Annotated in this window: 29 protein-coding genes and 1 pseudogene; 15 read left to right on the top strand and 15 right to left on the bottom strand. The window is 68.8% G+C overall.

From position 1 onward, the window contains the following. The 3 genes and pseudogenes from KBY71_RS09625 to KBY71_RS09615 all read right to left on the bottom strand — a co-directional run. A pseudogene (locus KBY71_RS09625) lies at positions 1-138 on the bottom strand (photosystem II D2 protein (photosystem q(a) protein)); the annotation flags it as partial. 120 nt (positions 139-258) lie between these two features. Continuing rightward, on the bottom strand, positions 259-2,493 hold the full coding sequence (locus KBY71_RS09620; protein ID WP_254928696.1) for a GAF domain-containing protein: 2,235 nt from the start codon (positions 2,491-2,493) through the stop codon (positions 259-261). Next, positions 2,490-2,963 carry a hypothetical protein gene (locus tag KBY71_RS09615; protein ID WP_254928695.1) on the bottom strand — a complete coding sequence of 158 codons (474 nt, stop codon included), beginning with the start codon at positions 2,961-2,963 and terminating at the stop codon, positions 2,490-2,492. The genes KBY71_RS09620 and KBY71_RS09615 overlap by 4 nt, the downstream gene beginning before the upstream one ends. A gap of 107 nt (positions 2,964-3,070) precedes the next feature. Here KBY71_RS09615 and KBY71_RS09610 point away from each other — a divergent pair, with 107 nt between their 5' ends. Further along, entirely contained in the window at positions 3,071-3,619 is a 549-nt protein-coding gene (locus tag KBY71_RS09610) for a photosystem I assembly protein Ycf4 (RefSeq protein WP_254928694.1), read from the top strand. Further along, the gene (locus KBY71_RS09605) at positions 3,619-4,362 is read left to right on the top strand and encodes a peptidylprolyl isomerase (protein WP_254928693.1); all 744 of its coding nucleotides are present in this window, start codon (positions 3,619-3,621) and stop codon (positions 4,360-4,362) included. Before KBY71_RS09610 ends, KBY71_RS09605 begins: the two co-directional genes overlap by 1 nt. A gap of 20 nt (positions 4,363-4,382) precedes the next feature. Here KBY71_RS09605 and ilvN read toward each other — a convergent pair whose 3' ends face one another. Together ilvN and KBY71_RS09595 are read right to left on the bottom strand one after the other, a co-directional pair. Further along, positions 4,383-4,913 carry an acetolactate synthase small subunit gene (gene ilvN / locus KBY71_RS09600; RefSeq protein ID WP_254928692.1) on the bottom strand — a complete coding sequence of 177 codons (531 nt, stop codon included), beginning with the start codon at positions 4,911-4,913 and terminating at the stop codon, positions 4,383-4,385. A gap of 36 nt (positions 4,914-4,949) precedes the next feature. Beyond that, entirely contained in the window at positions 4,950-5,936 is a 987-nt protein-coding gene (locus KBY71_RS09595) for an alpha/beta fold hydrolase (RefSeq protein WP_261354751.1), read from the bottom strand. A 38-nt stretch (positions 5,937-5,974) separates the two neighbouring features. Here KBY71_RS09595 and KBY71_RS09590 point away from each other — a divergent pair, with 38 nt between their 5' ends. From KBY71_RS09590 to KBY71_RS09575, 4 genes are all read left to right on the top strand, one after another. Next, positions 5,975-7,090: a N2,N2-dimethylguanosine tRNA methyltransferase gene (locus KBY71_RS09590; RefSeq protein WP_254928691.1), complete on the top strand. Its 1,116-nt coding sequence runs from the start codon at positions 5,975-5,977 to the stop codon at positions 7,088-7,090. 22 nt (positions 7,091-7,112) lie between these two features. Next, positions 7,113-7,214 carry a cytochrome b6-f complex subunit PetM gene (petM, locus tag KBY71_RS09585; RefSeq protein ID WP_094560938.1) on the top strand — a complete coding sequence of 34 codons (102 nt, stop codon included), beginning with the start codon at positions 7,113-7,115 and terminating at the stop codon, positions 7,212-7,214. 98 nt (positions 7,215-7,312) lie between these two features. After that, positions 7,313-8,275 carry an NAD(P)H-binding protein gene (locus KBY71_RS09580; protein WP_254928690.1) on the top strand — a complete coding sequence of 321 codons (963 nt, stop codon included), beginning with the start codon at positions 7,313-7,315 and terminating at the stop codon, positions 8,273-8,275. Positions 8,276-8,343: 68 nt separating this feature from the next. Beyond that, on the top strand, positions 8,344-8,559 hold the full coding sequence (locus KBY71_RS09575; RefSeq protein WP_254928689.1) for a hypothetical protein: 216 nt from the start codon (positions 8,344-8,346) through the stop codon (positions 8,557-8,559). A 6-nt stretch (positions 8,560-8,565) separates the two neighbouring features. Here KBY71_RS09575 and KBY71_RS09570 read toward each other — a convergent pair whose 3' ends face one another. Then, positions 8,566-9,225, bottom strand: a complete 660-nt coding sequence (locus KBY71_RS09570) for a pseudouridine synthase (protein ID WP_254928699.1) — start codon at positions 9,223-9,225, stop codon at positions 8,566-8,568. Positions 9,226-9,437: 212 nt separating this feature from the next. Here KBY71_RS09570 and infA point away from each other — a divergent pair, with 212 nt between their 5' ends. Then, complete coding sequence (gene infA, locus KBY71_RS09565; RefSeq protein WP_094560946.1) at positions 9,438-9,704, top strand: translation initiation factor IF-1; 267 nt, start codon at positions 9,438-9,440, stop codon at positions 9,702-9,704. A gap of 65 nt (positions 9,705-9,769) precedes the next feature. Here infA and trxB read toward each other — a convergent pair whose 3' ends face one another. The 3 genes from trxB to KBY71_RS09550 form a co-directional block, all read right to left on the bottom strand. After that, positions 9,770-11,155, bottom strand: coding sequence for a thioredoxin-disulfide reductase (gene trxB, locus KBY71_RS09560; protein ID WP_254928688.1), 1,386 nt, complete (start codon positions 11,153-11,155; stop codon positions 9,770-9,772). Positions 11,156-11,251: 96 nt separating this feature from the next. Continuing rightward, positions 11,252-11,488, bottom strand: a complete 237-nt coding sequence (locus tag KBY71_RS09555; RefSeq protein WP_254928687.1) for a hypothetical protein — start codon at positions 11,486-11,488, stop codon at positions 11,252-11,254. Between the two features lie 112 nt (positions 11,489-11,600). After that, positions 11,601-13,061, bottom strand: coding sequence for a DEAD/DEAH box helicase (locus KBY71_RS09550; protein WP_254928686.1), 1,461 nt, complete (start codon positions 13,059-13,061; stop codon positions 11,601-11,603). Between the two features lie 19 nt (positions 13,062-13,080). Between KBY71_RS09550 and KBY71_RS09545 the strand changes: the two genes are divergently transcribed. The 5 genes from KBY71_RS09545 to KBY71_RS09525 all read left to right on the top strand — a co-directional run bounded on the left by KBY71_RS09545 (position 13,081) and on the right by KBY71_RS09525 (position 17,424). Beyond that, a complete protein-coding gene (locus KBY71_RS09545; protein WP_254928701.1) occupies positions 13,081-13,368 on the top strand; it encodes a hypothetical protein in 288 nt (95 codons plus the stop codon). Between the two features lie 117 nt (positions 13,369-13,485). Then, positions 13,486-14,655 (top strand): NAD(P) transhydrogenase subunit alpha, encoded by a 1,170-nt coding sequence (locus tag KBY71_RS09540; RefSeq protein ID WP_254928685.1) that lies wholly within the window; start codon positions 13,486-13,488, stop codon positions 14,653-14,655. Further along, complete coding sequence (locus tag KBY71_RS09535) at positions 14,655-14,960, top strand: NAD(P) transhydrogenase subunit alpha (protein WP_190390550.1); 306 nt, start codon at positions 14,655-14,657, stop codon at positions 14,958-14,960. The genes KBY71_RS09540 and KBY71_RS09535 overlap by 1 nt, the downstream gene beginning before the upstream one ends. Further along, on the top strand, positions 14,960-16,384 hold the full coding sequence (locus tag KBY71_RS09530; RefSeq protein WP_254928684.1) for an NAD(P)(+) transhydrogenase (Re/Si-specific) subunit beta: 1,425 nt from the start codon (positions 14,960-14,962) through the stop codon (positions 16,382-16,384). The genes KBY71_RS09535 and KBY71_RS09530 overlap by 1 nt, the downstream gene beginning before the upstream one ends. Beyond that, entirely contained in the window at positions 16,381-17,424 is a 1,044-nt protein-coding gene (locus tag KBY71_RS09525) for a YheT family hydrolase (RefSeq protein WP_254928698.1), read from the top strand. The genes KBY71_RS09530 and KBY71_RS09525 overlap by 4 nt, the downstream gene beginning before the upstream one ends. Here the strand turns inward: KBY71_RS09525 and KBY71_RS09520 are convergent. After that, positions 17,375-17,761 (bottom strand): ferredoxin, encoded by a 387-nt coding sequence (locus tag KBY71_RS09520; protein WP_254928683.1) that lies wholly within the window; start codon positions 17,759-17,761, stop codon positions 17,375-17,377. The genes KBY71_RS09525 and KBY71_RS09520 overlap by 50 nt on opposite strands. Next, positions 17,758-19,008, bottom strand: coding sequence for a 1-deoxy-D-xylulose-5-phosphate reductoisomerase (locus tag KBY71_RS09515; protein WP_254928697.1), 1,251 nt, complete (start codon positions 19,006-19,008; stop codon positions 17,758-17,760). The genes KBY71_RS09520 and KBY71_RS09515 overlap by 4 nt, the downstream gene beginning before the upstream one ends. Positions 19,009-19,076: 68 nt before the next feature. Between KBY71_RS09515 and KBY71_RS09510 the strand changes: the two genes are divergently transcribed. Together KBY71_RS09510 and KBY71_RS09505 are read left to right on the top strand one after the other, a co-directional pair. Further along, positions 19,077-19,730, top strand: coding sequence for an RluA family pseudouridine synthase (locus KBY71_RS09510; RefSeq protein ID WP_254928682.1), 654 nt, complete (start codon positions 19,077-19,079; stop codon positions 19,728-19,730). Between the two features lie 20 nt (positions 19,731-19,750). Beyond that, positions 19,751-19,975 (top strand): hypothetical protein, encoded by a 225-nt coding sequence (locus tag KBY71_RS09505; RefSeq protein WP_190390554.1) that lies wholly within the window; start codon positions 19,751-19,753, stop codon positions 19,973-19,975. A gap of 164 nt (positions 19,976-20,139) precedes the next feature. Here the strand turns inward: KBY71_RS09505 and cysS are convergent, their stop codons facing one another. The 4 genes from cysS to KBY71_RS09485 form a co-directional block, all read right to left on the bottom strand. Further along, positions 20,140-21,633 (bottom strand): cysteine--tRNA ligase, encoded by a 1,494-nt coding sequence (cysS, locus tag KBY71_RS09500; RefSeq protein ID WP_254928681.1) that lies wholly within the window; start codon positions 21,631-21,633, stop codon positions 20,140-20,142. Positions 21,634-21,644: 11 nt separating this feature from the next. Next, complete coding sequence (polA, locus tag KBY71_RS09495) at positions 21,645-24,647, bottom strand: DNA polymerase I (protein ID WP_254928680.1); 3,003 nt, start codon at positions 24,645-24,647, stop codon at positions 21,645-21,647. A gap of 84 nt (positions 24,648-24,731) precedes the next feature. Next, positions 24,732-25,133: a HEPN domain-containing protein gene (locus KBY71_RS09490; RefSeq protein WP_254928679.1), complete on the bottom strand. Its 402-nt coding sequence runs from the start codon at positions 25,131-25,133 to the stop codon at positions 24,732-24,734. Next, entirely contained in the window at positions 25,130-25,498 is a 369-nt protein-coding gene (locus KBY71_RS09485) for a nucleotidyltransferase domain-containing protein (protein WP_254928678.1), read from the bottom strand. The genes KBY71_RS09490 and KBY71_RS09485 overlap by 4 nt, the downstream gene beginning before the upstream one ends. A 32-nt stretch (positions 25,499-25,530) precedes the next feature. Between KBY71_RS09485 and KBY71_RS09480 the strand changes: the two genes are divergently transcribed. Continuing rightward, the gene (locus KBY71_RS09480) at positions 25,531-26,151 is read left to right on the top strand and encodes a DUF1643 domain-containing protein (protein ID WP_254928677.1); all 621 of its coding nucleotides are present in this window, start codon (positions 25,531-25,533) and stop codon (positions 26,149-26,151) included. The last annotated feature ends 71 nt before the right edge of the window (positions 26,152-26,222 follow it).

The following is a 26,222-nucleotide window of genomic DNA, read 5'->3' as shown; positions in this document are numbered from 1 at the left end:
GCCACCCAGCGCCAGATAGGCGGTGGGGAACAGGAGCAGACCCGACCAACCCACAAATACGAAGCGGTCGCGCTTGAGCCAGTCATCGAGGACGTCGAACCATCCCCGCTGCGGCGCGCGCCCTACAGCGATCGTCATGGTGATGAAACGGTGCGGAAAACCCGCGGAGGCTGTGGGATTACCGGGCGATGGTAACAACGCTGAAGCGGATCGCGAGGCGGTTTGCAACGGGCTGACATGCCCGCCTCCAGCTGGGTTCTACTTGCTCTCCATGACCCAGACTCCATTCCAGTCCGCAGGCGGCGGGGCGACGCTGAACGCCATGCAGCGCTGCACGTAGAGGCTGCTCAGCCGGTCGGCGGGGTGGAGGGCCAAGGCCTTTTCGAAGCAGCCCCGGGCCGTGTCCCAGGAGCGCTTGCGGTAGAGCTCAAGGCCATCGCGGAAGAGGTTCAGCACGTCCATGGCCCGCGGGAAGCTGGCTTCGCTGTGGAAGTCAAGGACCTCGTAGATCACCACGGGCTCGGTTTTCCCCTTCACCACCACCCAGTCGGCTTCCCGGAGCCGGTAGGTGCCCCGCAGCCGGCTGCGGGTGGACTCACTGATCAGCATCCTGGCGCCGTACTGCTTGCAGGCCGATTCCAGCCGGGCTGCCAGGTTCACCCCGTCGCCGATCACGGTGTAATTCATCCGTTTGGGCGAGCCGATGTTGCCGCTCACCACCGCATCGGTATGGAGCCCGATGCCGATGCGGATCGGGGCTAGGCCGCCCTCCTGGCGTTGGCGGTTCAAGCCTTCCAGCTCGGTCAGCATGGCAATGCCGGTGCGCACGGCCCGGTCGGCATCGTCCGCGGAGGGGATCGGCAGCCCGAAGACCGCCATCACTGCATCACCGATGAATTTGTCGAGCATGCCGCCTTCCCGTTGGAGGCACTCCACCATCAGCGTGAAATAGGTGTTCAGCAGGCTCACGGTGCCCTGGGCTCCGAGAGATTCGGTGAGGGTGGTGAAGCTGCGGATGTCGCTGAAGAGCACGGTGGCTTCGCTCTCCTGCCCCCCTAGGGCGTTTGCCCCTTCCCGCATCAGGGATTCGGCGATCAGCGGATCCATGTAGCGGGCCATGGTGCCCTTCATCCGCTTTTCATCGCTGATGTCCTCGATCATCAGCATCGAGCCCATGGCCGTGCCGCCTTCGCCGCGCAGCGGCATCAGGGTCAAGTTGGCGGCGGTCGGCTTGCCGGCGAGGTCGAGTTCCACGTCCAGAAGCGCCAGGCTTTCCCCCGAGCTGCGCACCTCGGACAGCTTGGGGAGCAACCAGGTGCTGTTGCCGCGGAAGAGTTCAGCGGCAGCCTGGTTGATCACGTCGCGGGACCGGGCCCGGAAGATCCGGCAGCCCGCCCGATTGATGGTCTGGGCGACATCGTTGTCGTTGAAGGTGATCACTCCGCTGGCCATGCTCTCGAGCATGGATTCGGCGTAGGCCTTCATCGCCTGCACGTCGTCAAACAGCTTGGCGTTCTCCAGCGCTACGGCCATCTGGGCGGTAAAAGCCTTGAGCCTGGCCGCGTCTTCGTCGCTGAAGACCCCTCCGCGCTTGTTCAGCACCTGGGTGGCACCGATCACGGTGCCGCTTTTGTTGAGAAGGGGGGTGCAGAGGATGGAGCGGGTGAAAAAGCCCGTCTGGCGGTCAAAGGAGGGGTTGAAGCGCAGGTCGGCATAGGCGTAGGGGATATTCACCGTCTCTCCGGTGGTGAACACCGTGCCGGCGATGCCCAGGTGGTTGGGGAAGCGGATCTTCGTGGCCCCGAGCCCCTCGCCGATCTCCGTGTACAGCTCGCTGGTTTTGGCGTCGTTGAGGAAGAGGGTGGAGCGCTCCGCATCGAGCAGACGCGTGATGGTGGCGATCACCTTGTCCAGCAGGCTGCCGAGTTTGAGCTCCCCGGACAGTTCCGACACCAGCGTCAGAAACTCCTGCTCGCGGATCCGTTGGCGTTCCGCGTCCTCCAGCAGCAGGCTCCGCTGCACGGAGACGCTGGCCTGGCGTGCCATGGCTTCGATCAGGGCCAGGTGGGCTTGGTTGAAGCCGCCGTCGCCCTGGTGGTTCAACACCTGCACAACGCCGATCACCGCTCCGCTGACCGTGCGCAGGGGGGCACAGGCAATGGAGGCGGTGCGGTAGCCGGTCTGCTCGTCAATGCTGCTATCAAAGCGAGGGTCGGCATAGGCCTCGGCAATCACGACCCCTTCGCCGCTCTGAAACACATGCCCGGCGACGCCGCGGTCGTTGAGCAGGCGGATTTCCCGGTTGAGACCGCCCACGCTCTGGCGGCTGTACAGCTCCTGCGTCTCGGAATCGTGCAAAAACACGGTGCCCCGATCGGCCGCTGTGGCCTGGGTCACCAGATCGATCAGGCGCCCCAGCTGGCCGTCCAGGGTTTCCTCCAGGGCGACCGCATGGGCCACCTCCAGCAGCAGCCGCGCCTCACGCAGGTTCATGGTTGATGGCGGCCACCCGCTTCCAGGAGTTGCCGCTGGGCCAGCAGTGCTTCCTGCAAATGCCGCAACTGGCTCTGCATCTCGGCCTGGTGCCGTTGCAGCGCCTCCCGATGGTCGGCCTCCCGTTGCTCCAGCTGCTGCCTCAGCACCGCCACCGACCCTTGCAGTTGGCCCAGCTCCGTCAGGGCGTGCACGTCCCGTTGTTGGAGTTGCTGGGCGGCAGCGCTCTGTTGGATGTCCAGCTCCCGGCGCAGGGCTTCGATGGAGCTGCGCAGTTGACGGCTTTGCTCCTGTTCATTGCCGAGGGCCCGGGCCAGCCGTTCAGCGGCCTGGCGCTCCTGCTCCTCCAGCTGGGTGCGCAGGGCCTGCACGGTGTGGCGCAGCTGCAGCAGCTCCAGGTTCAGCTCCTGAAGGGCGTCTGCGGGATCCGGGTCGGACGGGGTTGGGCGTGGCTGGTCGGGGGCTGTCACGGTCCTAGACCCGGCTCCTGACATGCCTTGAGGATGGCAGATCCGGATCGATCCGCCCAGGCTTCGCGGCGACCCGTCAGGATGGCCGCCAGTGTTTGCCCTCCGTCATGGTTTCCTCCCCCGCGACCGAGTCACTCGAGCTGCCGGTGCTGGGGTCGCGGCGGCTCTCCAACGTGCTGGTGGCCCTGGTGGTGACCACCGGTGGCCTGGGCTTCCTGCTCACCAGTGCGTCGAGTTACCTCGGCACCGACCTGCTGCCGATCGGTCACCCGGCCGAGCTGGCCTGGCTGCCCCAGGGGCTGGTGATGGGGCTGTATGGCCTGGCGGCCATGGCCCTCTGCAGTTACCTCTGGGCGGTGATCGGCATCGATGTGGGGGCGGGCAGCAACCGCTTTGATCGGGCCGCCGGAACGGCCACCATCTGCCGCCGTGGCTTCCGTCAGACCATCAACGTGGAGATCCCCCTGCGGGAGATCCAGGCGGTGAAGGTGGAGGTGCGCGATGGTCTCAATCCCCGCCGCCGGCTGGCTTTAAAGGTGCAGGGTCGCCGCGACATGCCCCTCACCCGGGTGGGTGAACCCATGCCCCTGGCTGATCTGGAGCTCTCCGGAGCCCAGCTCGCCCGTTTTCTGGGCGTGCCCCTGGAGGGCGTGTGATGCGCCGCGATCGTCTCGACCTGACTCAGGATTCGAAGCGTTGGTTGAGCCGCCTGGTGCTGGGGGGCCTGTTGTTGCTGGCGCCCCTCACCCTGGTGGCCTGTGCCGCCGAGAGCGGCAGTCGCCAGCTCGGTTGCAGCACGGCCAGCACCCCCTGTTTGAGTGGGGCCGCCACCGTGGCGCTGCAGACCAGCAAGGGGGAGGTGCAACTTCAGCTCGACGGCGCCGCCGCCCCGCTCACCGCTGGCAATTTCGTGGATCTGGTGAAGCGAGGGGTCTACAACGGCACCGTGTTTCATCGCGTGGTGCGCGAGCCCGTGCCTTTTGTGGTGCAGGGCGGCGACCCAGCCAGCGCCGATCCGAAGGTGCCATCCAGCCAGTACGGCCTGGGCAGCTATGTGGATCCCGCCAGTGGGGAAGCCCGGCTGATCCCCCTGGAGATCAAGCGCAGCGATGAGCCCGAACCCCGCTATGGCGAACCGGTCACGGCCCCGGGTGTCACCCGTCAGCTGGCCCTGGCCCACCAGCGCGGTGCGGTGGCCATGGCCCGCTCGGCCGATCCCAATTCCGCCAGCGCCCAGTTCTATGTAGCCCTCCAGGCCCTGCCGGAGCTGGATGGCCGCTACGCCGTGTTCGGCCGGGTGAGCAAGGGGATGGAGGTGATCGACCAGATCCGCCAGGGCGACAAGATCGTCAAGGCCACCGTGGTGGCCGGCGGCACATTGGTGCAGGGCAAGCCCTGAGAGGCGGTGCAGGGCAAGCCCTAGGCCGGCACGCGCTTGCTGGAGGCCGTGACCTTCAAGAAGGCCGTGTTGACACCGGAGGCCCGCTCCAGGGCCACCTTGCCGGTGCGGGCGATTTCGAGGATGCCGAAACCCTCCATCACCTGTTCCAGGGCCACCAGCTTGCCGGGATCGCCCACCACCTCCAGGGTCAGGGCGTCATCGGCCACGTCCACCACGTTGGCCCGGAACACCTGAACCAGATCGAGGATGGCGCTGCGGGTCTCCGCGGGTGCTGACACCTTGAGCAGCATCAGTTCGCGCTCGACGCTGGGGATGCGGGTGAGATCGATCACGCCCAGCACGTTGATCAGCTTGTCGAGCTGTTTGGTCATCTGCTCGAGGGTGTGCTCGTCGCCCTCCACCACCATCGTCAGCCTGGAGATCCCCGATTGCTCGGTGGGCCCCACCGCCAGGCTTTCGATGTTGAAGCCCCGGCGCGCAAACAGTCCGGAGATCCGGCTCAAGGCGCCCGATTCGTCTTCCACCAACACCGAGAGGGTGTGTTTCATCGCCTGAGGAACCCGCTGCGCTGGCTTTGCCCCAAATTACTGTCCGGCGCCGGAACTTGACTCCTGCGCAGGCAGCTGCTCCAGCCAACCCAGCAGGGCGCTGTTGAAGGCTGCGGGGTGTTCGTCATGGGGGCAGTGGCCACTGCCATCCAGCAGCACCAGGGAGAGGTCCTGGCGGAGCCGTTGCACCTGGGCCGCCACCTGCACGGGCACCAGCCGGTCCCGCCGTCCCCAGATCAGCAGCAGCGGTTGGCCGAGCCGCCGCAATAGGGCGGGCGCGGTGGCGCCATGGGGGCGCAGGGCCATGGCGATGCTCATCGCCCGCAGGGCCCTCACCGCTCCGGGCCGGCGGGCGGGTCGGGCGATCACCCGGTGCAGCTCCCGATCGCCGATCACCGGCGTGTTGTAGGCCGATTGGATCCCCAGATCCAACAGGGGGGAGTGGGCCAGCAGGGGCACCACCAGTTCCAGGGGCAGCAGGCGGCACAGCAGGGTCACCAGCCAGCGCTGCAGCCGCCGCCGCCAGGGGCGCCGGCGGGGCGCACCGCTGCCGCTCGCCAGCATCAAGGTGGGATCGGGCAGGGGCGCTGCCGCCACGGCCCGCACCAGCTGGGGCGCGAACACGGCGCAGCTCAGGGCCACCAGGCCGCCCAGGGAGTGGCCCACCAGCACCGCTGGCCCCTGCACCACTTGCTCGAGAAAGGCCTGCAGTTGCCGGGCCCAGAGGCGGTTGTCGAGCCGCAGGGCCGGCTGGCTGGAGGCCCCGAAGCCCAGGAGATCCAGCCCATACACGCGCCAGCCGGCGGCGGCGAGCACCGACGCATTGCGCCGCCAGTGGCCGCTGCCGGCGGCGAAGCCATGCACCAACACCAGGGCCGGGGCCGTGGGGTCACCCAGCACCCGCCAGTGGCAGCGCTCCCCCCGCCAGAGCCATTCGGCATGGATGCCCCACTCGACGCTCTCCCCGGTCGGCCGTGGGGGTGCAGGCTGGACGGTCACCACCACCTTGCGATCTCCTGACAGCACACGCCAGCGCTCACTATTGCGAAGGGCTGGCCCGGGTGCAGCCCGGCAGCGGCTTTTTCCGTCCCGAGTCGCGACCCTCCCGGGACCTGGGGGTGCTGCTGGCCCGCAGCCTGGCGGCCCGGGGGCCCCTGCGGGTGCTCGATGCCATGGCCGGCTGTGGCATCCGGGCCCTGCGCTACGGCCTGGAGGCCGGGGCGGAGGCGGTGTGGGCCAACGATGCCGATCCCGATCGACTGCCCCTGCTGCAGCGACACCTTGCCGGGCTTCCCGGGGTGCGCTGCACGGCCCGCACCGCCCAGCACCTGCTGGCGGACTGCCTGCAGCGCCAGGAGCGCTTCGATCTGGTGGATCTCGATGGCTTCGGTTGCCCCACGGCCCTGGTGCCGCTGGCCTTGGAGGCGGTGGCCTTCGAGGGGGTGCTGTACCTCGCCAGCACCGATGGCCGCTCTCCCACCGGCCATGACCGGCCCGCCGCCATTCGGCTGCTGGGGGCAGCGGCCCGGGCCCATCCGGCCAGCTGGGAGTTGGCCCTGCGCTTGCAGCTCGGCAGCGTGGCCCGGGCGGCCTGGGCTCTGGGGCGTGGGGTTGAGCCCCTGGTCAGCTTCAGCGAGGGCCGGACGTTCCGCACGGCGGTGCGGTTGCAGCGCCGGCCATCTCCGCGGCAGGAGGAGCAGCTGGGGATGTTGGCCCACTGCCATGGCTGCGGCCATCAGCAGGTGCAGCCGTTGCTTCGGCTGCGCCAATGGCAGCGCTGTGGCTGTGTCAACGCGTTGTCCTCGGCCGACCCGCCCCCGCCCCTGGCGATCAGCGGACCGCTCTGGATCGGGCCGCTGCAGGATGGCGCCCTGCTGGCTGAGCTGGCGGCCCAGGCTCCCGCCGCCAGCCTCTCGCCGGAGGGGGCCCGCCTGTTGGCCCGTCTGGCGGCCGACCCTGGCCTGCCGGTCTGTTGTTGGCCCACGGCCGAGATTGCCCGCCGCCTGGGCGGCGGGCCTCCACCCCTGGCCGCGCTGGTGGCCGCCCTGCGGGCCGAGGGCTGGGTCGCCCTGGCCAGTGGGCTGATGCCTGGGCAATTTCGCAGCGATGCGCCCTGGACCGAGATCCTGCAGATCGCGAGCCGGTTGGGCGCCACGGCCTCCGGCACTGCTAAATAAGAGGCCGTTCGCAGCCCGGCCCATGGCCTCTGAAATCTTCGGCACCGCAGCCCTGTTCTGGGTGCTGATCCCCGTTGGCCTGGCCGGTGGCGCCCTGCTGCTGAAGCTCGCCGACAAGGACTGAGCGTCCCTTGGCCTTGCTCCGGGATTCCCTTCCCGGCCTCCAGCCCTCCCGACCAGGCCCAGCCGACTCCTAGGCTCAGGCCCGCTTGAGGGTTGGCGATGCAGGTTTTGGTGGTTGGCGGAACGGGAACCCTGGGGCGTCAAGTGGCCCGCCGGGCCCTCGACGCCGGCCACCAGGTTCGCTGTGTGGTGCGATCCCCCCGCAAGGCCGCGTTTTTGCAGGAATGGGGCTGCGAACTCACCCGTGGTGACCTGCTCGAGCCCGACAGCCTCGATTACGCCCTGGAGGGCCAGGACGCGGTGATCGATGCGGCCACCGCCCGGGCCACCGATCCCGGCAGTGCCTACGACATCGACTGGAGTGGCAAGCAAAACCTCTTTGCCGCCTGCCAGAAGGCCGGGGTGAAGCGGCTGGTGTTTGTGTCGCTGTTGGATGCCCATCAGCACCGCCAAGTGCCCCTGATGGACATCAAGGCCTGCACCGAGGACTGGCTGATGGCCTCAGACCTCGACTACACGATCCTGCGCGGGGTGGCCTTCATGCAGGGCGTGATCAGCCAGTTTGCGATTCCCGTGCTGGAGAGCCAGACGGTGTGGGTGAGTGGCACGCCCACGCCGATCGCCTACATGAACACCCAGGACATGGCCCGCTTCGCGGTGGCGGCCCTGGAGCGGCCCGAGACCGTGCGTCAGGCCTTCCCCGTGGTGGGTCCACGGGCCTGGACCACCAGTGAAGTGACCCAGCTCTGTGAGCGCTATTCCGGCAAGGAGGCGCGGATCTTCCGGGTGCCGCCGGCCCTGCTGAGCCTGATGCGATCGGTGACGGCCTTCTTCGAGGCCAGTCTCAACGTGGCTGAGCGGCTTGCTTTTGATGCCGTCACCGGCGGTGGCAAGGCCCTCGATGCGCCGATGGAGGCCAGCTACGAGGCCTTTGGCCTGGATCCGGCTGAAACCACCGGCCTTGAGGCCTATCTCAAGGAGTACTACGACACGATCCTCAAGCGCTTGCGTGAGATGGAATCGGACCTCGACAAGGAAGCCAAGAAAAAGCTGCCGTTCTGAATCCGGAATCGGCAGCCAGCAGGGCTGGCAGTGCGCCTGTACTATTGCGGCGTTGCTCTGTCGCGTGCATGTCGGTTGCCCAGATCAAGAACCTGCAGCGCCGCCTGGCGAACCTGGAGGCCGAGGCCATCGAGGAACTCAACCGGGCCTGTGGCCATGAGCTTTGGCAAGCCCTGGGTTTTGATGCCTTTGACAGCCTGGAGGATGGCGACCGGCGTGCCCGGGCGAACTACTACTACGGCCAGTTGCAGACGGTGCGGGAGCTCAAGGACGTCGTCGGCTAAGCCGCCCTATCCCCCGCCACCGGCCCGGCCGGATTTTCCACCGCCGGCCCGACCCCCGCGCCCGGGCGAGCGGCGCACCTGCTCCAGGCGTTGGGCTTCCTGGGAGCTCACCTCACGCCAGGCGCCTGGGGCCAGGCCGGTCAGGTCGAGGGGCGGCGCGCCGTCCATCAGATCAATGGCCACCCGCACGAGCCTCAGGGTGGGCAGCCCCACCGCGGCCGTCATGCGGCGCACCTGACGGTTGCGACCCTCGCGCAGCTCCAGCTCCAGCCAGCTGGTGGGGATGGCGGCACGCTGGCGGATCGGGGGATCGCGCTCGGGCAGCAGGGGATCGGTGATCAGCCGGGCCCGGGCTGGCAGGGTGGGCTCACCCTGAATCAGCACGCCCTGGCTCAGCTGCTCGAGCGCCTGGGGGTGCAGGGCGCCGTTGCCCTCCACCTGAACCCAGTAGCGGCGCCAATGGCCAAAGGCGGGGTCGGTGAGGCGCTGTTGCAGGCGCCCATTGCTGGTGAGCAGCAGCAGGCCTTCACTGTCGGCATCCAGCCGGCCGGCGGCATACACCCCTGGGATCGGGATGAAGGGGGCGAGGCAGCCCCAGCGGCTGCCGGGTTCGGGCGTGAACTGGCTCAGCACCCCGTAGGGCTTGTGGAAGAGAAGGGTGGTCAGGGAAGGCTGGTTGGGGGCCTGGGGATCAACTGGCTTGGCGCGCTTTCCACAGGTTCACCACGCCGATGGAGATCAGCAGCAGGCCCAGATCCAACGACAGCGGCGGCAAAACCATGGCGGAGCCGAAACGGCACAGGTGCTGCAGACCCTATCGCCCGTCGGGCGGCAATTAAGCTATTGGCAGCGATTGATTCCCCAGCCAGCTCCCCCGCATGATCGAGACCTCCGGTGTGATTGAAAAGGAGCAGGGCAACGGGTTTTACCTCGTGACCCTGGAACAGCCGGCTGGTCACCAGTGCCTCTGCCGGGCGGCAGGCAAGCTCACCAAGTTCCGCATCAAGCTGCTGGCCGGCGACAAGGTGTTGGTGGAGATCAGCCCCTACGACCTCACCCGGGGCCGGATCACCTATCGGGAGCGCAATGCCGCTGCCGGCCCCCGTCCCGGTGGCAACCGTCCCGGCGGACCTCGGCGTCGTTGAGCGCACCTTTCGGTGCGACGGCGCTGAGCGCACCTTTCGGTGCGCTTGTTCAGTTGACCGATCCCTCAGGCGGCAACGCCTAGGAGGGCTTCAATGGCTGCTTTGAATTCGCTGCGCTGCTTCACGCCCCGGAAGGTGTGCTTGAGCTCCTTCTGGAAAAACAGCTGCACCGTGGGGGTGCCGGTCACACCGGCCTGGGCGGCGATCTCCTGATCGGCTTCGATGTTGATCTCTACGCCCTGGGCAGCACCGCCGAGTTCGTCGAGCACCCGCTTGAGTTGGGGTTTGAGCACGTGGCAGGGGCCGCAGCTGGGGGAGGTGTAGACCACCAGGAGAGGCTTGGGGCTGTCGTGATACAGCTTGCGCAGCGCGTAGCCGCCCTTTTGCCAGAGGGCGTCCGGGGTGAAATTGTTGGCATCGCTTTCGGCGGTGGGCTGGGGTGCGCCCACCTCGGCCGGATCGACGGGATCGTGGCTCACGGTGACCGCCAGGTTGTGGTGGGTGAGCCAGCGTTCGGCCGCCAGGGCCGCCTGGCAGCCACTGCCTGCGGCCGTGATGCCCTGGCGCCACTCGGCGTCGGCCACGTCACCGGCGGCATACACGCCCTCCAGGCTGGTTTCGGGGCGGCCGGGTTGGGTCACCAGATAGCCGAGTTCATCCACCTCAAGCTGGCCCTTCACCAGGCGGGTGTTGGGGGTGTGGCCGATGGCGTAGAAGAGGCCCTTCACCGCCAAGTCCTCGCTGGTGCCGGTGGTGGCGTCCCGCAGGGTGAGGGCCTCCATCCAATCGCCGCCGCTGACGTCGGCCACCTGGCGGTTCCAGTGCACGGTGATGGCGGGATTGGCGAGCACCCGGTCGGCCATGGCCCCGCTGGCCCGCAGCTTGTCGCCGCGCACGATCAGGTGCACATGGCTGCCGTATTTGGTGAGATACACCGCCTCCTCGCAGGCGGAGTCGCCGCCGCCCACCACCGCCAGCTCGGCTTGGCGGAACTGGGGGGTGGCGCCATCGCAGATGGCGCAGGCACTGATGCCGTTGCTCCAGAAGCGCGCTTCGCTGGGTAGGCCCAGTCGGTTGGCGCTGGCTCCGGTGGCCAGGATCAGGGCCTGGGTCTGGAGGGTCTGGCCTTCGGCGGTGACCCGGTAGGGCCGTTGGGAGAGGTCGATGGCGGTGGCATCAGCCTCGATCAGCCGGGTGCCCCAGCGCACCGCCTGGGCCTTCATGTTGTCCATCAGATCCGGCCCCAGGATGCCGTCCGGGAAGCCGGGGAAGTTCTCCACGTGGGTGGTGGTCATCAGCTGGCCACCGGGGATGCCACCGTCTTGAAAGCCCGTGATCAACACCGGGTTGAGGTTGGCCCGGGCGGCGTAGATGGCCGCGGTGTACCCCGCCGGCCCCGACCCCACGATCACCAGGTTTTCCACGGCTGGGGCGGCTCCCTCGGACGGCACGGCTTAAGCGGATCGACTATGAGTTAAGCCTAGGTGATGGCCCAGCGAATCGGCTGACGCGATCCCGGAAAAAAGCCGGGGTTTTTTAGATTTTCTTTAGATTTCCAGGAGTCCGTCGCTCTCGGGCCGGATGCCCTGTCCCAGGTCGTTGGGAACCATCAGCACGCTGGCTTCGAGGAGTTCCGGGTGCTCTTCCAGGCAGAGCAACCATTCCCGGAACTCTTCAGTGATCGCAAAGCTTTCTTCGTAGTGCTCGAGGGAGTCGAGGGTGGCTCGGCGGGCCAGAGCCCAGCTCACGGCAACCGTGAGACGGCGATTCACTGCGGGGTTCATGCTCCCCTCTCCCTTGGTTGGCACCACGTTGCCGGGGCGCGGGCCGTCCTTAGGTATTGGTTGACACAACGTCGCAAATTTGCCGCGCAAGTTTGTATCTCCTTGGACGGGATCACGCCCTTTGCTGCAGAAAACCGGGCAGTTCCGGTCCCCCCAGGCGGATGACCTCGCCGACCCGTTCATCGACGGTTTCCAGGGGAAGGGCTCCGGCCCCAGGGCTGCCGCTGGCCTCGGGTTCGGGGGCCGCCAGCCTGGGGCGCACCAGGTAGGGCTCGCTCAGGGACCAGCTGCGGGCGTAGCTGATCAGCAGGGGATCGGCGGGGGCAAACACGTAGGACGGATCCCGGGGCACCGCTTCCACCCCGGCCCGCTCTCCCTCCATCCGCACGGCCCGGGTGATCGCCTGCACGAAGCGACTGCGGGTGACCACGGTGGTGAGGTAGGCCACCACCCGCAGCCGGGGGGCATCGAAGCCCTCGGCGCACATGTCGATGCTCACCAGCCAGTCGGCCTCACCGGCCTGGAAGGCGGCCAGGCGGGTGGCGGCTTCGGGGTCCTGGGAGTGCACCAGATGCACCCGATCCCCTTCCTCTTCCAGCAGCCCGGTGATGCGCCGGGCATGGGCGATATCCCGGGCGATCACGAGACCGCCGGCCTCGGGATGGCTGCCGCGCACCCGTTCCAGGCGTTTGCGGGCGTTGAGCAGCAGCCGCAGGGCGATGCTGCTGCTGTCGCCCAGCTGAATGGCGCGACGCAGATTGCGAGCCCGCCAGCTCTCGCGGACTTCGGCGGAGAGGGGGGAGGTTTCGGTGTCGGCGCTGGTCTGGGGCCGGCCGTGCTCCACCCAGCCATCTTGAAAGCGGAATTCCAGCGGGCGCACATCGCCGGCGAGGATCAATTGGCGGGGCTCCACGCTGAGGTCGGGGGCGATGCGCTCGATGATCTGATCGCCCTCGCGCACCCGCACCCGGCGGGCCGCGCAGAAGGCCAGGTTGTCGGCCCGGAAGGGCGTGCCGGTGAGCCCCAGCCGCAGCTGGGCCCGACCGGCGAGCTGGCTGAAGGCAAAACCCCAGGCGGCGGCCTCCGGTTCGTCGGGGTCGAGCCCTAGGTGGTGCACCTCATCGGCGATCGCCAGCCAACGGCCCATCCCCAGCTGGCCCAGGCCGGTGGCCAGATGGCTGCGGTGGCGGCCGGCGCCTTGGTAACTGAGCAGCAAGCCATCCCAGTTGCCGTTCTGCTCCAGGTCGGCCAGGCCCCGCTCGGGGTCCCACTCCAGCAGCCGCAGATTCAGCCGCTCCGCCGCCACCAGCCACTGCCGCGCGATCGAGCTGCGGTGGCAGAACACCAGGAAGCGCTCCAGGCGGCCCTCCCGCTGCAGGGTGTGGAAGCTCAGCAGGGCGCCGAGGGTCTTGCCGGCACCGGGGCCGGCGTGGATGAGCACGTCGTGGCCGCCCGGCTGGCCGTTGAGCAAGCGGGCCCGCAGGAGCTGGATCAGGCGGGTCTGCCACTGCCTGGGCCGGATCCCCGGGGTTGCCGGTGCCGGCAGGCCCAGATCAAAGGAGGGAAACGCCATCGCGCCATTGTGGCGATGAATGAGTGTTGTGGCCTATGGGTTTGTGGCTGGCTGTGCCTACCTTCTGGCCATCCCCCCGGGCCAAGCCGTTGCCTCCATGGCCAACCCCAATCCCCACCACCCCAACTCCTTTTCCGATCCAGGCTCCTGGGCCTGGACGGCCCAGCGGCAGCGGCGCCATCTCGGCGCCTGCTGGGAGCTCGAGTGCGACATCGATCCGATGATCCTGCGGGCCCGCCAGCTGCGCCATCTGGGGGCCTTGCCCCAGGCCAGCTGCGTGGAACAGGAGCTGCTGCCCCTGTTCTGAGTGGTGCTCGGGTGCTGGGGGCCGGGCTGCATGGGGAACTGCGCACATTTGCCGGTGTTCTGTTGCCCCCGGCAGGGGGCTCACCCCCTAATGGAGGCATGACCCCTGGGAATCCTCTTGGCTGAACCGTCGGGTGTGGACGTGGGAGCGGTGCTGATCCTGCGGGAGCGCAGTGCGGGCGAGTCCCGCGTGGCCGCGACTCCGGAAACCGTGCGGCGCCTGCGGGCCCGCGGGTTGAACTTTCAGGTGGAGCTGGGGGCTGGCCTGGCCGCCGGTTACGCCGATCAGGACTACGCCGACGCCGGCGCCAGCCTGGTGGAGCCTGGGGCCGGCTTGGGAGCGGGCGTTGATGCCGTGCTCTGCGTCAATCCGCCGGCCGCCGCCGTTCTCGAGCAGCTCAAGCCCGGGGCCCTGGTGGCCGGCCTGCTGGCCCCCTACGGCGCCTCGGGCCTGGTGGAGCAGCTCCAGGCCCGCCAGCTCTCGGCCCTGGCCCTGGAGTTGCTGCCGCGGATCAGCCGTGCCCAGAGCATGGATGTGCTCTCTTCTCAGGCCAACATCGCTGGCTACAAGGCGGTGCTGCTGGCGGCGGCGGCCCTCGACCGCTATGTGCCGATGCTGATGACAGCCGCAGGCACGATTCAGCCCGCCCGGGCGCTGATCCTCGGGGCTGGGGTGGCCGGCCTGCAGGCCCTGGCCACGGCCCGACGCCTCGGGGCCGTGGTGTACGTGAGCGATGTGCGACCCGCGGCCAAGGAGCAGGTGGAGTCCCTGGGCGGACGGTTTGTGTCGCCGCCGGAGCAGGAAGAGCGGCCGGCGGAGTCTGGGGGCTACGCCAAGGCGGCCAGCGAGGCCTTCCTGGCGGCCCAGCGCCAGCAGCTGGCCGAGCAACTGGCCTTGGCCGACATGGTGATCTGTACCGCCCAGGTGCCCGGGCGCCGCGCGCCGCTGCTGATCTCTGAGGAGATGGTGGCGGGCATGCGCCCGGGCTCCGTGGTGGTGGATCTGGCCGTGGCCCAGGGCGGCAATTGCGCCGGCACGGTCTGCGGCCAGACGGTGGAGCGCCACGGCGTGCAGCTGATCGGCGGCGACGGACTGCCCAGCTCCGTGGCCAACCATGCCAGCGCCCTCTACGCCCGCAACCTGGCCGCCCTGGTGGAGCACGTGCTGGGTGAGGGCGGCTTCTCGCTCGACCAGCAGCTCGAGCAGGAGGACCCGATCGTGGCGGGGTGCCTGCTCACCCACGCCGGCGCCTGCCGCTTCCCCGACCTCGTTTCCGGAGCCAACTGATGAGTGCCTTGTCCCAAGCCCTCTGGGTGCTCCTGCTGGGCAGCCTGCTGGGCCTCGAATTGATCGGCAAGGTGCCGCCCACCCTGCACACCCCGCTCATGAGTGGCGCCAACGCCATCAGTGGCATCACGGTGCTGGCCTCCCTCACCTTGATTGCCCAGGCCAACGGTCAGGTGCCCCTGTTGCTGCTCGGTTCCCTGTCGCTCGGCTTCGCCCTGTTCAACGTGGTGGGCGGCTTCCTGGTCACCGACCGCATGCTCGCCATGTTTTCCCGTAAAAAGACGCGTTCTGGAGGTGCAGGCTGATGGCTGGACTCGATCTGTTGCCGGCCGCCATCGACCTGGTGGCGGTGCTGCTGCTGGCCCTCGGCATCAAGGGGCTCTCCAAGGTGAGTACCGCCCGCTCCGCCAATGGCCTGGCCGCCCTGGCCATGGGCCTGGCGGTGCTGGGCCTGCTGATCCAGCAGCCCCTCTCGGCCCAGGCCTGGCTCTGGATCGCCATTGGCACAGCGTCGGGGGGCCTGCTGGGCCTGGTGACGGCCCAGCGCGTGCCGATGACGGCCATGCCCGAAACCGTGGCCCTGTTCAACGGCTGCGGCGGCATGGCCTCGCTGCTGGTGGCCCTTGGGGTGGCGCTGTACAGCCCGGGTGGCGCCCCTGGGTTGGTGGAACAAATCTCGATCGTGATTTCGGTGTTCGTGGGCGCGATCACCTTCAGTGGCTCGATCGTGGCCATGGGCAAGCTCCAGGGCTGGATTGACACCCCCGGCTGGACCCAGAGCTCCCTGCGTCACGTGGTGAACATCGGTCTGGCGGTGGCCTGCCTGGCCAGCGCCATCGCCTTGCCCGGGGCCATGGCCGGTCTGCCCCTCTGGGTGCTGGTGGTGGCCTCCAGCCTGCTGGGCATCGGCGTGACCCTGCCCATCGGCGGGGCGGACATGCCGGTGGTGATCTCCCTGCTCAACTCCTATTCCGGCGTAGCTGCTGCCGCTGCTGGCTTCGTGGTGGGCAGCCAGTTGCTGATCGTGGCCGGCGCCATGGTGGGCGCTGCCGGCCTGATCCTCACCCAGGTGATGTGCACCGGCATGAACCGCTCCCTGGTGAGCGTGCTGTTCGGTGGGGCCCTGGGTGGCGCCGCGCCCGTGGGAGGGGGCGGCGATGAAGCCGGCTACACCCGCATCACCAGCTGCAGCGCCGAGGAATGTGCCCTGGCCCTCGAGGCCGCCGAGCGGGTGGTGTTCGTGCCCGGCTACGGCCTGGCCGTGGCCCAGGCCCAACACGCCCTGCGCGAGCTCTCCAAGTTGCTCGAGGCCCACGGCGTGGAGGTGACCTATGCCATCCACCCGGTGGCCGGCCGCATGCCGGGCCACATGAATGTGCTGCTCGCCGAGGCCGACGTGCCCTATGAGCAGTTGCTGGAGATGGACACGATCAACCCCGAGTTCCCCCGCACCGACGTGGTGATCGTGCTGGGGGCCAATGACGTGGTGAATCCCGATGCCAAGAGTGACTCCACCAGCCCCCTCTTCGGCATGCCCGTGCTTGAGGTGGACCAGGCCCGTCAGGTGTTCGTGGTGAAGCGCAGCCTGGGGGCCGGCTACGCCGGCATCAAGAACGCCCTGTTTGAGCTTCCCCAGACCGCCATGGTGTTCGGTGATGCCAAGGCCGTGCTCAACGGCCTGCTGAGCGAGCTGCGCAGCATGGGGGTGGGCAAGAAGGTGGCGGCCTGAATCCAGCGCTCCCTGCCCTGGGGCTAGAGCTGGCCCCCTTCCGGCAGCGATGGCCCTGGATTGGCCCAGACCTGCAAACCCTGCGGGACACCCTCAGCCCGCCCCGCTTGCCCGCCGACCAGGGCGAACCCCTGGCCCTGGCGGTGGGGGAGGGATGTTCCCTGCTCGCCCTCTGTGATCCCCCCCGCTTGGCGGAGCCGCGAGCCCTGGTGGTGTTGCTGCACGGCCTGGGCGGCTCCAGTGAGCGTGAGGGGTTGCGGAGGATGGGTTTGAGCCTGCAGGACGCAGGCATGGCGGTGTGGCGGTTGAACCTGCGCGGCGCGGGGCCGGGCCGGTCGCTGGCCCCGGGCACCTACGCCGCCCGTTGCGACAGCGACCTGCTGCCGGTGTTGCGGCGGGCTCGCGAGCAGGCCGGCGGCCTGCCGTTGTTGGGCGTGGGCATCTCCCTGGGCGGCACGATGTTGCTGAATGCGGTCTTGGCCGAGGCCGGGGTGCTCGATGGCCTGGTGTGCACCAGCAGTCCGCTCGACCTCGCCGCTTGCTCGCGGCAGATCGAGCGACCCCGCAACCGGATCTACCAGCGCTGGCTGCTGCGCCGGCTGCGGGCCCAGACCCTGGCCGATCCCTTTGGGGTGAGTGCGGCGGAGCGCTGGGCCTTGCAGGGCCCGGATCGGCCGCGCACGATCCGGGCCTTTGATGCCGCCATCACCGCGCCGCGCTGGGGCTACGGCTCGGTGGAGCACTACTACCGGCAGGCGTCGCCGCTGCCCCGGCTGCTGGCAGCCCCTGGGGCGGATGAGCGCAGCCACCCGGCCCTGCCGCCCACCCTGCTGCTGCATGCCCTCGACGACCCCTGGGTGCCCGCCAGCGGTGCCCAGGCCTTGGCCGCCCACCCCCCATCCGGGGTGGAGGTGCTGCTCACGGGCCAGGGCGGCCACAACGGCTTCCACGGCGTGGGCGATGCTCCGCTGAGCTGCTGGGGCGATCAGGTCACGGTGCAGTGGTTGGAGCGGCTGTTGGCTGGAGGGCTAGGCCGCTAGCCGCCGCGAAGGGCATCCGCTTGAGGATCCAGGCCTCGATCGGGCTGCCGCCGATCACGTGCTCCCGCAGGATCCGCTCGATGCGCTCGGGGCTGACGCCGGTGTAAACGATGCCCTCGGGCCAGATCAGCAGCACCGGGCCCTCGGCGCAGATGCGCAGGCAGTCGGCTTTGTTGCGCAGCACGATCCCCTCGGGGCGCTGCGGATCCTCGAGGCCCCACTCGCGCACCAGGCGCTTGAGGGTGTCCCAGCTGGCGGCGCCGATGGCGGGATCGGGGCAGCAGAGCGCCTTGGTGGGGGTGGCGCAGAGCAGCAGGTGATGGGAAACGCGCGTCACGCCGGCAGCGCAGCCGGGGTCTTGGCCTGCAGCCGGGCTGCAGCCTCACGCACCGCCTGACGGGCCCAGGCGTCGACGGCCAGCACGTCGGACAGGGAGGGATGGGCCGTGAGGTCGGCCTTGTGGCGTTCGCACACCCCGTCGATCAATTTGGGAATGTCGAGGAAATGGATTTGCTCCTCGAGGAAGAGGGCCACGGCCTGCTCGTTGGCGGCGTTCATGGCGGCGGGCATCGTGCCGCCGGCGCGCCCCGCCGCGTAGGCCAGCTCCATGCAGGGGTAGCGGGCCGGGTCGGGGGCGCGGAAGGTGAGCGCGCCCACCTCGGTGAGATCGAGGCGGCGCCAGGGGGTATCGAGCCGTTCGGGCCAGCTGAGGCAGTAGAGGATCGGCAGCTTCATATCGGGCCAGCCGAGCTGGGCTAGCACCGAGGAATCGGCCAGCTCCACCATCGAGTGGATGATCGATTGGGGGTGCACCACGATCTCGATGTGGTCGTAATCGAGGCCGAAGAGGTAGTGGGCTTCGATCACCTCGAGGCCCTTGTTCATCAAGGAGGCACTGTCGACGGTGATCTTGCGGCCCATGCTCCAGTTGGGGTGGCTGGTGGCATCCGCCACGGTGGCCTTGTGCAGATCGGCGGGGTCCCAGTCGCGGAAGGCGCCGCCGCTGGCGGTGAGCTGGATGCGGCGCAGGCCGGGCGTGGGGGTGCCGGTGCTCAGGCGTGCCGTTTCGGCGTAGGGCGTGCCCTGCAGGCACTGGAAGATGGCGGAGTGCTCCGAATCGGCGGGTAGCAGGCGCGAGCCCGATTTCTCTAGCTCGGGCAGCACCACGGGCCCTGCGGCAATCAGGGTTTCCTTGTTGGCCAGGGCCAGATCCTTGCCGGCGCGGATGGCGGCCAGGGTGGGCAGCAGGCCAGCGCAGCCCACGATGCCCGTCACCACCAGATCGGCCGTGGACCAGGCGGCGGCGGCCTCCAGCCCCTCATTGCCGCCGAGGAGCTCGGGCAGGCGCGCCGGGCGCTGGCTGGGCTCGAGGCCGTTGAGGCGCTCGCGCAGCTCGCTGAGGCGCTCGGGATGTGCCAGGGCCACGGCCTCGGGGGCGTGGCGGATGATCTGCTCCACCAGCAGATCGAGGTTGTTGCCCGCGGTGAGGGCCACCACCTTGAAGCGATCAGGGAACTCCTCGGCCAGCTCGAGCGTTTGGGTGCCGATCGAGCCGGTGGAGCCGAGCACGGAGAGGGCTTTCACGGGCAGGGCTCCAGCGATGGGCACCAGTTTCCCATTCCCCCGTTGCCGGCAAGGCGCCAGCATGGGTTTTGCATCGTTGTTCCAGCCTGGAGCTGATTCATGCCGACCCGTGGCTGCTGGCCCTGGCCAAGCCCTCGGGCCTGCTCTGCCAGCCGGGGCTGGGGCCGGAGCTGGCCGATTCCCTGCTCAGCCGGGCCCAGCGGCGCTGGCCGGAGGTGCGGCTGGTGCACCGCCTCGATCGCGACACCTCGGGCCTGATCCTCCTGGCCCGCGACGCTGAAACCCATCGCCGCCTGAGCATCGCCTTCGCCGAGCGCCGCGTGCGCAAGACCTACCTGGCCTGGGTGGCGGGGGTGCCGGCGGGCCGCGGCGGGGTGATCGACCTGCCCCTGGCCCGCGTGGCGACCCGGCCGCCTCGCTATGGCGTGGTGCCGGTGGCCGGCGGCGGCAAGCCGTCCCTGACCCGCTGGCGCCTGCTGCGCCCCGGCCAGTGCGCCAGCCTGCTGCTGCTCCAGCCCCAGACGGGGCGCTCCCACCAGTTGCGGGTGCATCTGGCGGCCCTCGGCCACCCGGTGCTGGGGGATTCCCTCTACGGCGATGGGGCGGCGGCGCCGCGCCTGCAGCTCCATGCCGCCGGGCTTCGGTTTCGCCATCCCGTCAGCGGCGACGTGCTGCGTCTGCGCAGCGGGTGCCCGCTGGCCGCGGCGGATCCCCTTAACTGAGCCGAGTTGGACCTCTCCCCATGGCGGCACTGCCCGTGTGGCTGCAGCGTTGGAATTTCATTGACCGGGCCAAGCTGGAGCGCCAGCTCTGGGATGCTTTCGAGCGGCAGGAGGATCTGCAGGCCCTGGTGGATGGTTGTGAGCCGGGCTTTCAGAAGGAGGTGTGGACCACCACCCTGGAGCGCATCCGCAAGATCGAGCGGATGATGCAGGGCCGGCAGGCGCCCGAGCCGAGCGAGGAGTGAGGGTGGAAGCGTGAGGGGCCCGCGTTTCCTGAGGTGTGGGCAGGTGTCTCCCGAATTCTGTACAAGCTGTACGGAATTCAGAGGGGGTTGCGGGCAGAAGGGGCGCGGCAGGGGACGCGCCGTTTGAAGCTGCGTTCAGCCTCTCCACTCAGCCCCTCAGCAAGTCAGCCCCGCAGCCACTCGGTGACGCCACCGGGCTTGTCGATCAGCTCGATGCCCTGGGCCTGGAGAGCATCCCGGATCGCGTCGGCAGCCGCGAAATCCTTGGCGGCCTTGGCGGCCTGGCGGGCCGTGATCTGGGCTTCGATCTCGGCGTCGCTGGGGCTCGCCACTCCCGCGCCTGCTCCTGCTCCCGAGCCGGCGGCCTGGCTTTCGGCTGCCCGCTCCTGTTGGAGGCCCAGCACCCCCGCCAGCTCCAGCAGCAGCTGGCCCTGGGCCACCAGGGCCGGGGTGGCGGCTTCGGCCGCGGCGGCCCCATCCCCGCGCTCGATGCGATTGGCCAGGGCCCGCAGGGGTTTGGCTAGCTCGAACAGCACGGCCAGCGCAGCGGAGGTGTTGAGGTCGTCGTCCATGGCGGCGGCGAAGCGCTGGTGGGCGGCGGCCAGGGCGGGCGCCTGCTCGCCGGCATCGGCAGTGGGGTCGGTAGTGGCGTCGCTAGTGCTGGCAGCAAGACCCAGGGCGGCGTTGAGCCCCTTCCAGCCGGTGGCGGCGGCCTCGAGCGCCTCGGCGGTGAAGTCGAGCGGTTTGCGGTAGTGGGCTTGCAGGGTGAACAGGCGCAGGGTCATCGGGGAGACGCCCGAATCCAGCAGGGCGCGGATGGTGGTGAAGTTGCCGAGCGATTTGCTCATCTTCTGGCCGCCCACATTCACCATGCCGTTGTGCAGCCAGTAGCGGGCCAGCTCCTGGCCAGTGGCCGCCTCCGACTGGGCAATCTCGTTTTCGTGGTGGGGGAACACCAGGTCGGCGCCGCCGAGGTGGATGTCGATGGTGTCGCCCAGCTCCTCGCGCACCATCGCCGAGCACTCGATGTGCCAGCCCGGCCGGCCGGGGCCCCAGGGCGACTCCCAGCTGGGTTCACCCGGTTTGGTGCCCTTCCAGAGGGCGAAGTCGAACGGGTGCTGCTTGCGGGCCTCCTCTTCACTGGCCACACGGCCGGAGGCGTTGTCCTGCTGTTCGGAGAGATCCCGGCCGGAGAGCTTGCCGTAGCCGGCGTGCTTCATCACGGCGAAGTACACATCGCCATCAGCCGAATAGGCGGCGCCCTTGGCCTCCAGTTCGCTGATCAGGGTGCGGATCGCATCGAGGCTGCTGGTGGCCCGTGGCATGCGATCGGGCGGCAGGATGTTGAGGCGCGCCATGTCGGCCACGAAGGCCTCGATGTTGCGCTCGCTCACCACCTCCATTGAGCTGCCCTCTTCAGCAGCCCGATTGAGGATCTTGTCGTCGATGTCGGTGTAGTTCTGCACGAACGTCACCTGGTAGCCGCTCCACAGCAGATAGCGGCGCAGCACATCCCAGGCGATGTAGCTGCGGGCATGGCCCAGGTGGCAGAGGTCGTACACCGTCACGCCGCAGCAGTAGATGCTCACCTGGCCAGGCACCAGGGGCTCGAACGGCTCCAGGCGGCGGCTGAGGGTGTTGGTGAGTTTCAGGGTCATCAGGCCAGCGGTCACTTCGCGTCCATCCAGTTGGGGCCCACGCCCGTTTCCACCACTAGGGGCACCGAGAGGGTGACGGCCCGCTCCATGGTTTCACGCGTCAGGGTGAGCACCTGATCCAGGACGGCGGGAGCTGCTTCCAGCACCAGTTCGTCGTGCACCTGCAGCAACAGTCTTGCCGGTAGCTGGGCGGCCTGCAGTTCCCGGTGCAGCTGCACCATGGCCAGCTTGATGATGTCGGCGCTGGAGCCCTGGATCGGGGCGTTGGCCGCAGCCCGCAGCTGCTGGGCCTCCATGCCGCCGCGGCGGGCCACCTCCAGGTCGATCTCGAGGGGATCCTTGCCCCGGAGCCGGCCCAGGCCATTGGGGTCGAAGTGGAACGGCCGGCGCCGGCCCAGGATCGTTTCCACGTAGCCCCGGCTCAGGGCCAGCCGCTCCTGCAGCTCCAGGAAGGCGAACACCTTCGGGTAGCGCTGCTTGTATTTGCCCAGAAACTCTTTGGCGTCGGCCTGGCTCACGCCCGTTTCCCGGGCGAAGCGCTGGGCGCCCATGCCGTAGATCACGCCGAAGTTGATCGTCTTGCCCAGGCGGCGCTCCGCCGGCGTCACCGTGTCCTTCTCCAGCAGCAACCGGGCCGTGAGGGCGTGCACGTCGTCGCCCGTGCGGTACGCCTCCACCAACACCTCCTCGCCGCTGAGGTGGGCCAGGATGCGCAGCTCGATCTGGGAGTAGTCGGCGCTGATCAGGCTCCAGCCCTCCTGGGGCAGGAAGGCCTTGCGGATCCGCCGCGAAAACTCGGTGCGGATTGGGATGTTCTGCAGGTTGGGGTTGCTGCTGCTCAGGCGCCCGGTGGCGGTGACGGCCTGGTTGAAATCGGTGTGCACCCGGCCGGTTTCCGGCTCCATCAGGGCCGGCAGGGCATCCACGTAGGTGCTCTTGAGCTTGCTGAGGGTGCGGTGCTCCAGCACCAGCGCCACCACCGGGTGATCGGCCTCCAGCTTCTCCAGCACCGCCGCGTCGGTGCTCCAGCCGGTTTTGGTTTTGCGGGATTTCTTGCGATCGAGGCCGAGGGTGTCGAACAGCAGCTCGCCCAGCTGTTTGGGGGAGGCGAGGTTGAAGTCCATCCCGGCAGCCGCCTTGGCCTCGCCCTCGAGGCGATCCAGCGTGGTTTTGAGCTCCTCGCTGAGCTCACCGAGGTAGGCGGTGTCGATGCGGATGCCGGTGGCCTCCATCAGCGCTAGCACCGGCTCCAGGGGCAGCTCCAGCTGGTCGAGCAGCTCGGGGAGGGCCTCGCCCATGGCCGTGAGCTCCCGGCGCAGCAGCTGGGCCAGGCGCCAGGTGAGGTGCACATCCATGCCGCAGTACTGGGCGGCCTCTGTAATCCCCACGGACGCGAACGTGGCGCCCTTGGGCACCAGCTCGGTGTAGCTGGTGGGGCTGAAGCCGAAGTGGCGCTCGGCCATGGCGTCGAGGCCGTGTTTGTCGCCGGCATCGCGCAGGTAATCGGCCAGCAGGGTGTCCATTACCACCCCCTCCAGGGGCAGGCCGTGGCGCAGCAGGATCAGCCGGTCGTACTTGGCGTTCTGCAGGGCCTTGGGGTGGGAGGCGCTGGCCAGCCAGGGGGCCAGGGCGGTGAGCACCGCATCGAGGGGCAGCTGGGGCGGGGCCTCCGGGGGGGCGCTGAGCAGGTCGGCCGCCGCGGGCGGGTGGTGGCCGATCGGGATGTAGGCCAGCTCCCCGAGGCCATCCCCCCAGGCCACTCCCACTCCCACCAGCTCGGCCTGGAAGGGGTTGAGGCTGGTGGTTTCGGTGTCGAGGGCCACGGGCCGGCCGGGATCGCTGCAGCCGTTGAGGTGGGTCACCAGGGCGGCGAGGGCCTCGGCACTGGTGATCAGCTGGGGGGCGAGCGGGGGCAGCGCGGGGGCCTCTTCCAGGGGGGGCGCCTCGGGGCTACTGGGGTCTGGGCTGGTGCTCGGTGTGGCTTGGGCGGGGGCTGTGACGGCCTTGCCGCCCGCGGGGCTGGATCCCTCCCTGGGTTCCGGCGGCACGGCCGAGAACAGCTGGGCGAACTGGGGCACCTGTTTCACCAGGCTGTACAGCTCCAGCTCCTCCAAACTGCCGGCCAGGGCGTCGGCCTTTACGGCCCCCAGCTCCAGCCGCGGCTCGCTGGGCAGGGGGATGTCGATCAGGATCTCGGCCAGCATGCGCGAGCGGTAGGCGTTGTCTTTGTCGTCGCGCAGCTTGTCCACCAGGGCGCCCTTGAGCACGCCCTTGGGATCCTTGGCCTTGGGGCCCGCCTGCTCGAGCGCCTCCAGCGCCGCGTAGATGCCGTCCACATGGTCGTAGGCGGCGAGCAGGTTGATGGCGGTTTTGGGGCCCACGCCCTTGACGCCCGGGATGTTGTCGGAGCTGTCGCCGGTGAGGGCCTTGAGATCCACCACCTCCTCCGGGGTGACGCCGAGCTTGGCGATCACGCCCTCGCGGCGGATCTCGCTGGGGCCACTGTTTTTGGCGTAGGGCCCTCCGCCCATGTAGAGCACGGCGATGTCGCGCGCGTCGTCCACCAGCTGGAACAGGTCGCGGTCGCCCGAGAGGATCCGCACCCGCCAGCCGGCGTTGGCGGCCCGGTTGGCCAGGGTGCCGAGCACGTCGTCGGCTTCGAAGCCCGGCGCCATGGCCAGCGGGATGTCGAGGCTCTCGGCCAGGATCTGCTGCAGGTTGGCCAGATCGGCGAAGAAGTGCTCCGGCGCCTCATCCCGGTGGGCCTTGTAGGCCTCGTCGGCCTCGTGGCGGAAGGTGGGTTCCGCCGTGTCGAAGGCCACCACCAGCCCGTTGGGTTTGAGCCCCTTGCAGTTGTCGAGCAGGGCCTTGAGGAAGCCGTAGGTGACGCTGGTGGGCACCCCCGCCTTGGTGCTCAGGCCGCCGTCGCCCCCCTTGGAGAAGGCATAAAAGCTGCGGAAGGCCAGGGAGTGGCCGTCGATCAGCAGCAGCAGGGGCTTGGTGCTGGGGGCCACGTTGCTGCTGCCGTCGTTGCGTGGGGGCCAGCCTGCCAGAGCTCAGGGCTGATCCAGGCGCAGGGCCAAGCGGAGAGTGGCTTTTTAGGTGCTCCGGGGGGTGTCCCATTGCTCAACAATCTGCAGCACCGCTTGGGCGCAGCGGATCGACTCCTCGGCATCTTGGTGATCAAAGCGCTCAAGCGGCGGCGTGGCGTCGTCGGGGTAGCGGGTGCTGGTGGCCATGCGGCTCAGAGGTTTGAGGCGCAGCTGCTGTAGAGGTTCGGTGGGCACACCGAGCGACGCAAGGCACTCCACGAGTTCGGTGAGCTGGTGGGTGTGGGCTGGCTCAGCGCCGAGCTCGAGGATGACCCCTTTCAACGCTTTTTCTGCTGCCTGAGAGGCAAAAAAACAGGCTTGGGCGTGAAAGCCCCGGGAGTCCGCTAGCACGGCCAACTCCAGGTCGTTGCGGGCCTGATCCAGCCAGGCTTGCGGGCGTGTGTTCATGAGCCGCGTTGAAAGATCGGTACGGCCTCGCTAAAGGTGGCCCTCCAGGTGGGATGGCTGGCGCGAGCTTTGCGCTGCCAGCTTTCACGGCTCATGGCGATCAGGTCGTCTCCTAGGTGGGCATCGGCCAACGCATCTGCCACGGCCTCGGCGTCTTGCTGGGTGGTGCCAACGGCGATCAGGTCGACATCGGAATGGCCATCAAAGTCACCCCTGGCCCGCGATCCAAACAGCAGCACCTGCTCAATTCCGATGCCCTGCTTCACGCAAGCCTGGCCGACCTCCTCGGTTTTGCGGCGTAAGTCGGCCAGCCAGCTTTCATGCCGTGCTTGACGGATGCGGCCGAGAGTGGACAGGGCTGCCATGTCCCAAGGTTAAGCGCATCGGCAAAGCAGCCATGGAGCAAGGCAGGGCAAGCAACGGGGCCTTCACCGGCATGCCCGTTCATGCCGCCTTCAGCCCCTGCGGCCAGTACCGCTGGTGGCTGGAGCGCCTGTGGCAGCCGGCGGCGCCGCGGCTGCTGTTCATCGGCCTCAATCCCTCGCGGGCCGATGGCCAGCGCGACGATCCCACCCTGCGGCGGTTGTTGGGATTTGCCCAGCGGTGGGGCTACGGCTGCCTCGAGGTGCTCAACCTATTTGATCTAATCAGCCCATCGCCGGCGGTGCTGCGCCGCGCCGCCGATCCGGTGGGCTTGGAGGCTGATTTCTGGCTGCAGCACCGGCTGGCGGCCCAGCCTGAGGCCACCCTCTGGCTGGGCTGGGGCAACCAGGGGGCCTGGCGGGGGCGCGATCAGGAGGTGCTGGCCTTGTTGCAGGGGCGTGGTCTCTGGGCCCTGGGCCTCACCGCCGCCGGCCAGCCCCGCCATCCCCTCTATGAGGCCAGTGATGTTGCGCTGCAGCCACTCACCTGGCACAACCAACAGACCCTGGGGCATCCTGTGGGCACGTCCGTTTCGCTGCCTGGCGCGCCCCCATGTCCCGCATCCCCCGCCGCTACGCCGTTCACCTGCATATGAGCGGCGGCCAGACCGAAACCGTCCATTTCCCCACCCTGGAGGCGTTTCAGCAGTGGTATGGCGGGGTTCTC

The organism is Cyanobium sp. T1B-Tous, assembly GCF_024345475.1.
GTDB lineage: Bacteria > Cyanobacteriota > Cyanobacteriia > PCC-6307 > Cyanobiaceae > Cyanobium_A.
The sequence above is the reverse complement of the archived record's forward strand: the minus strand, read 5'-3'. Positions and strand labels throughout refer to the sequence as shown.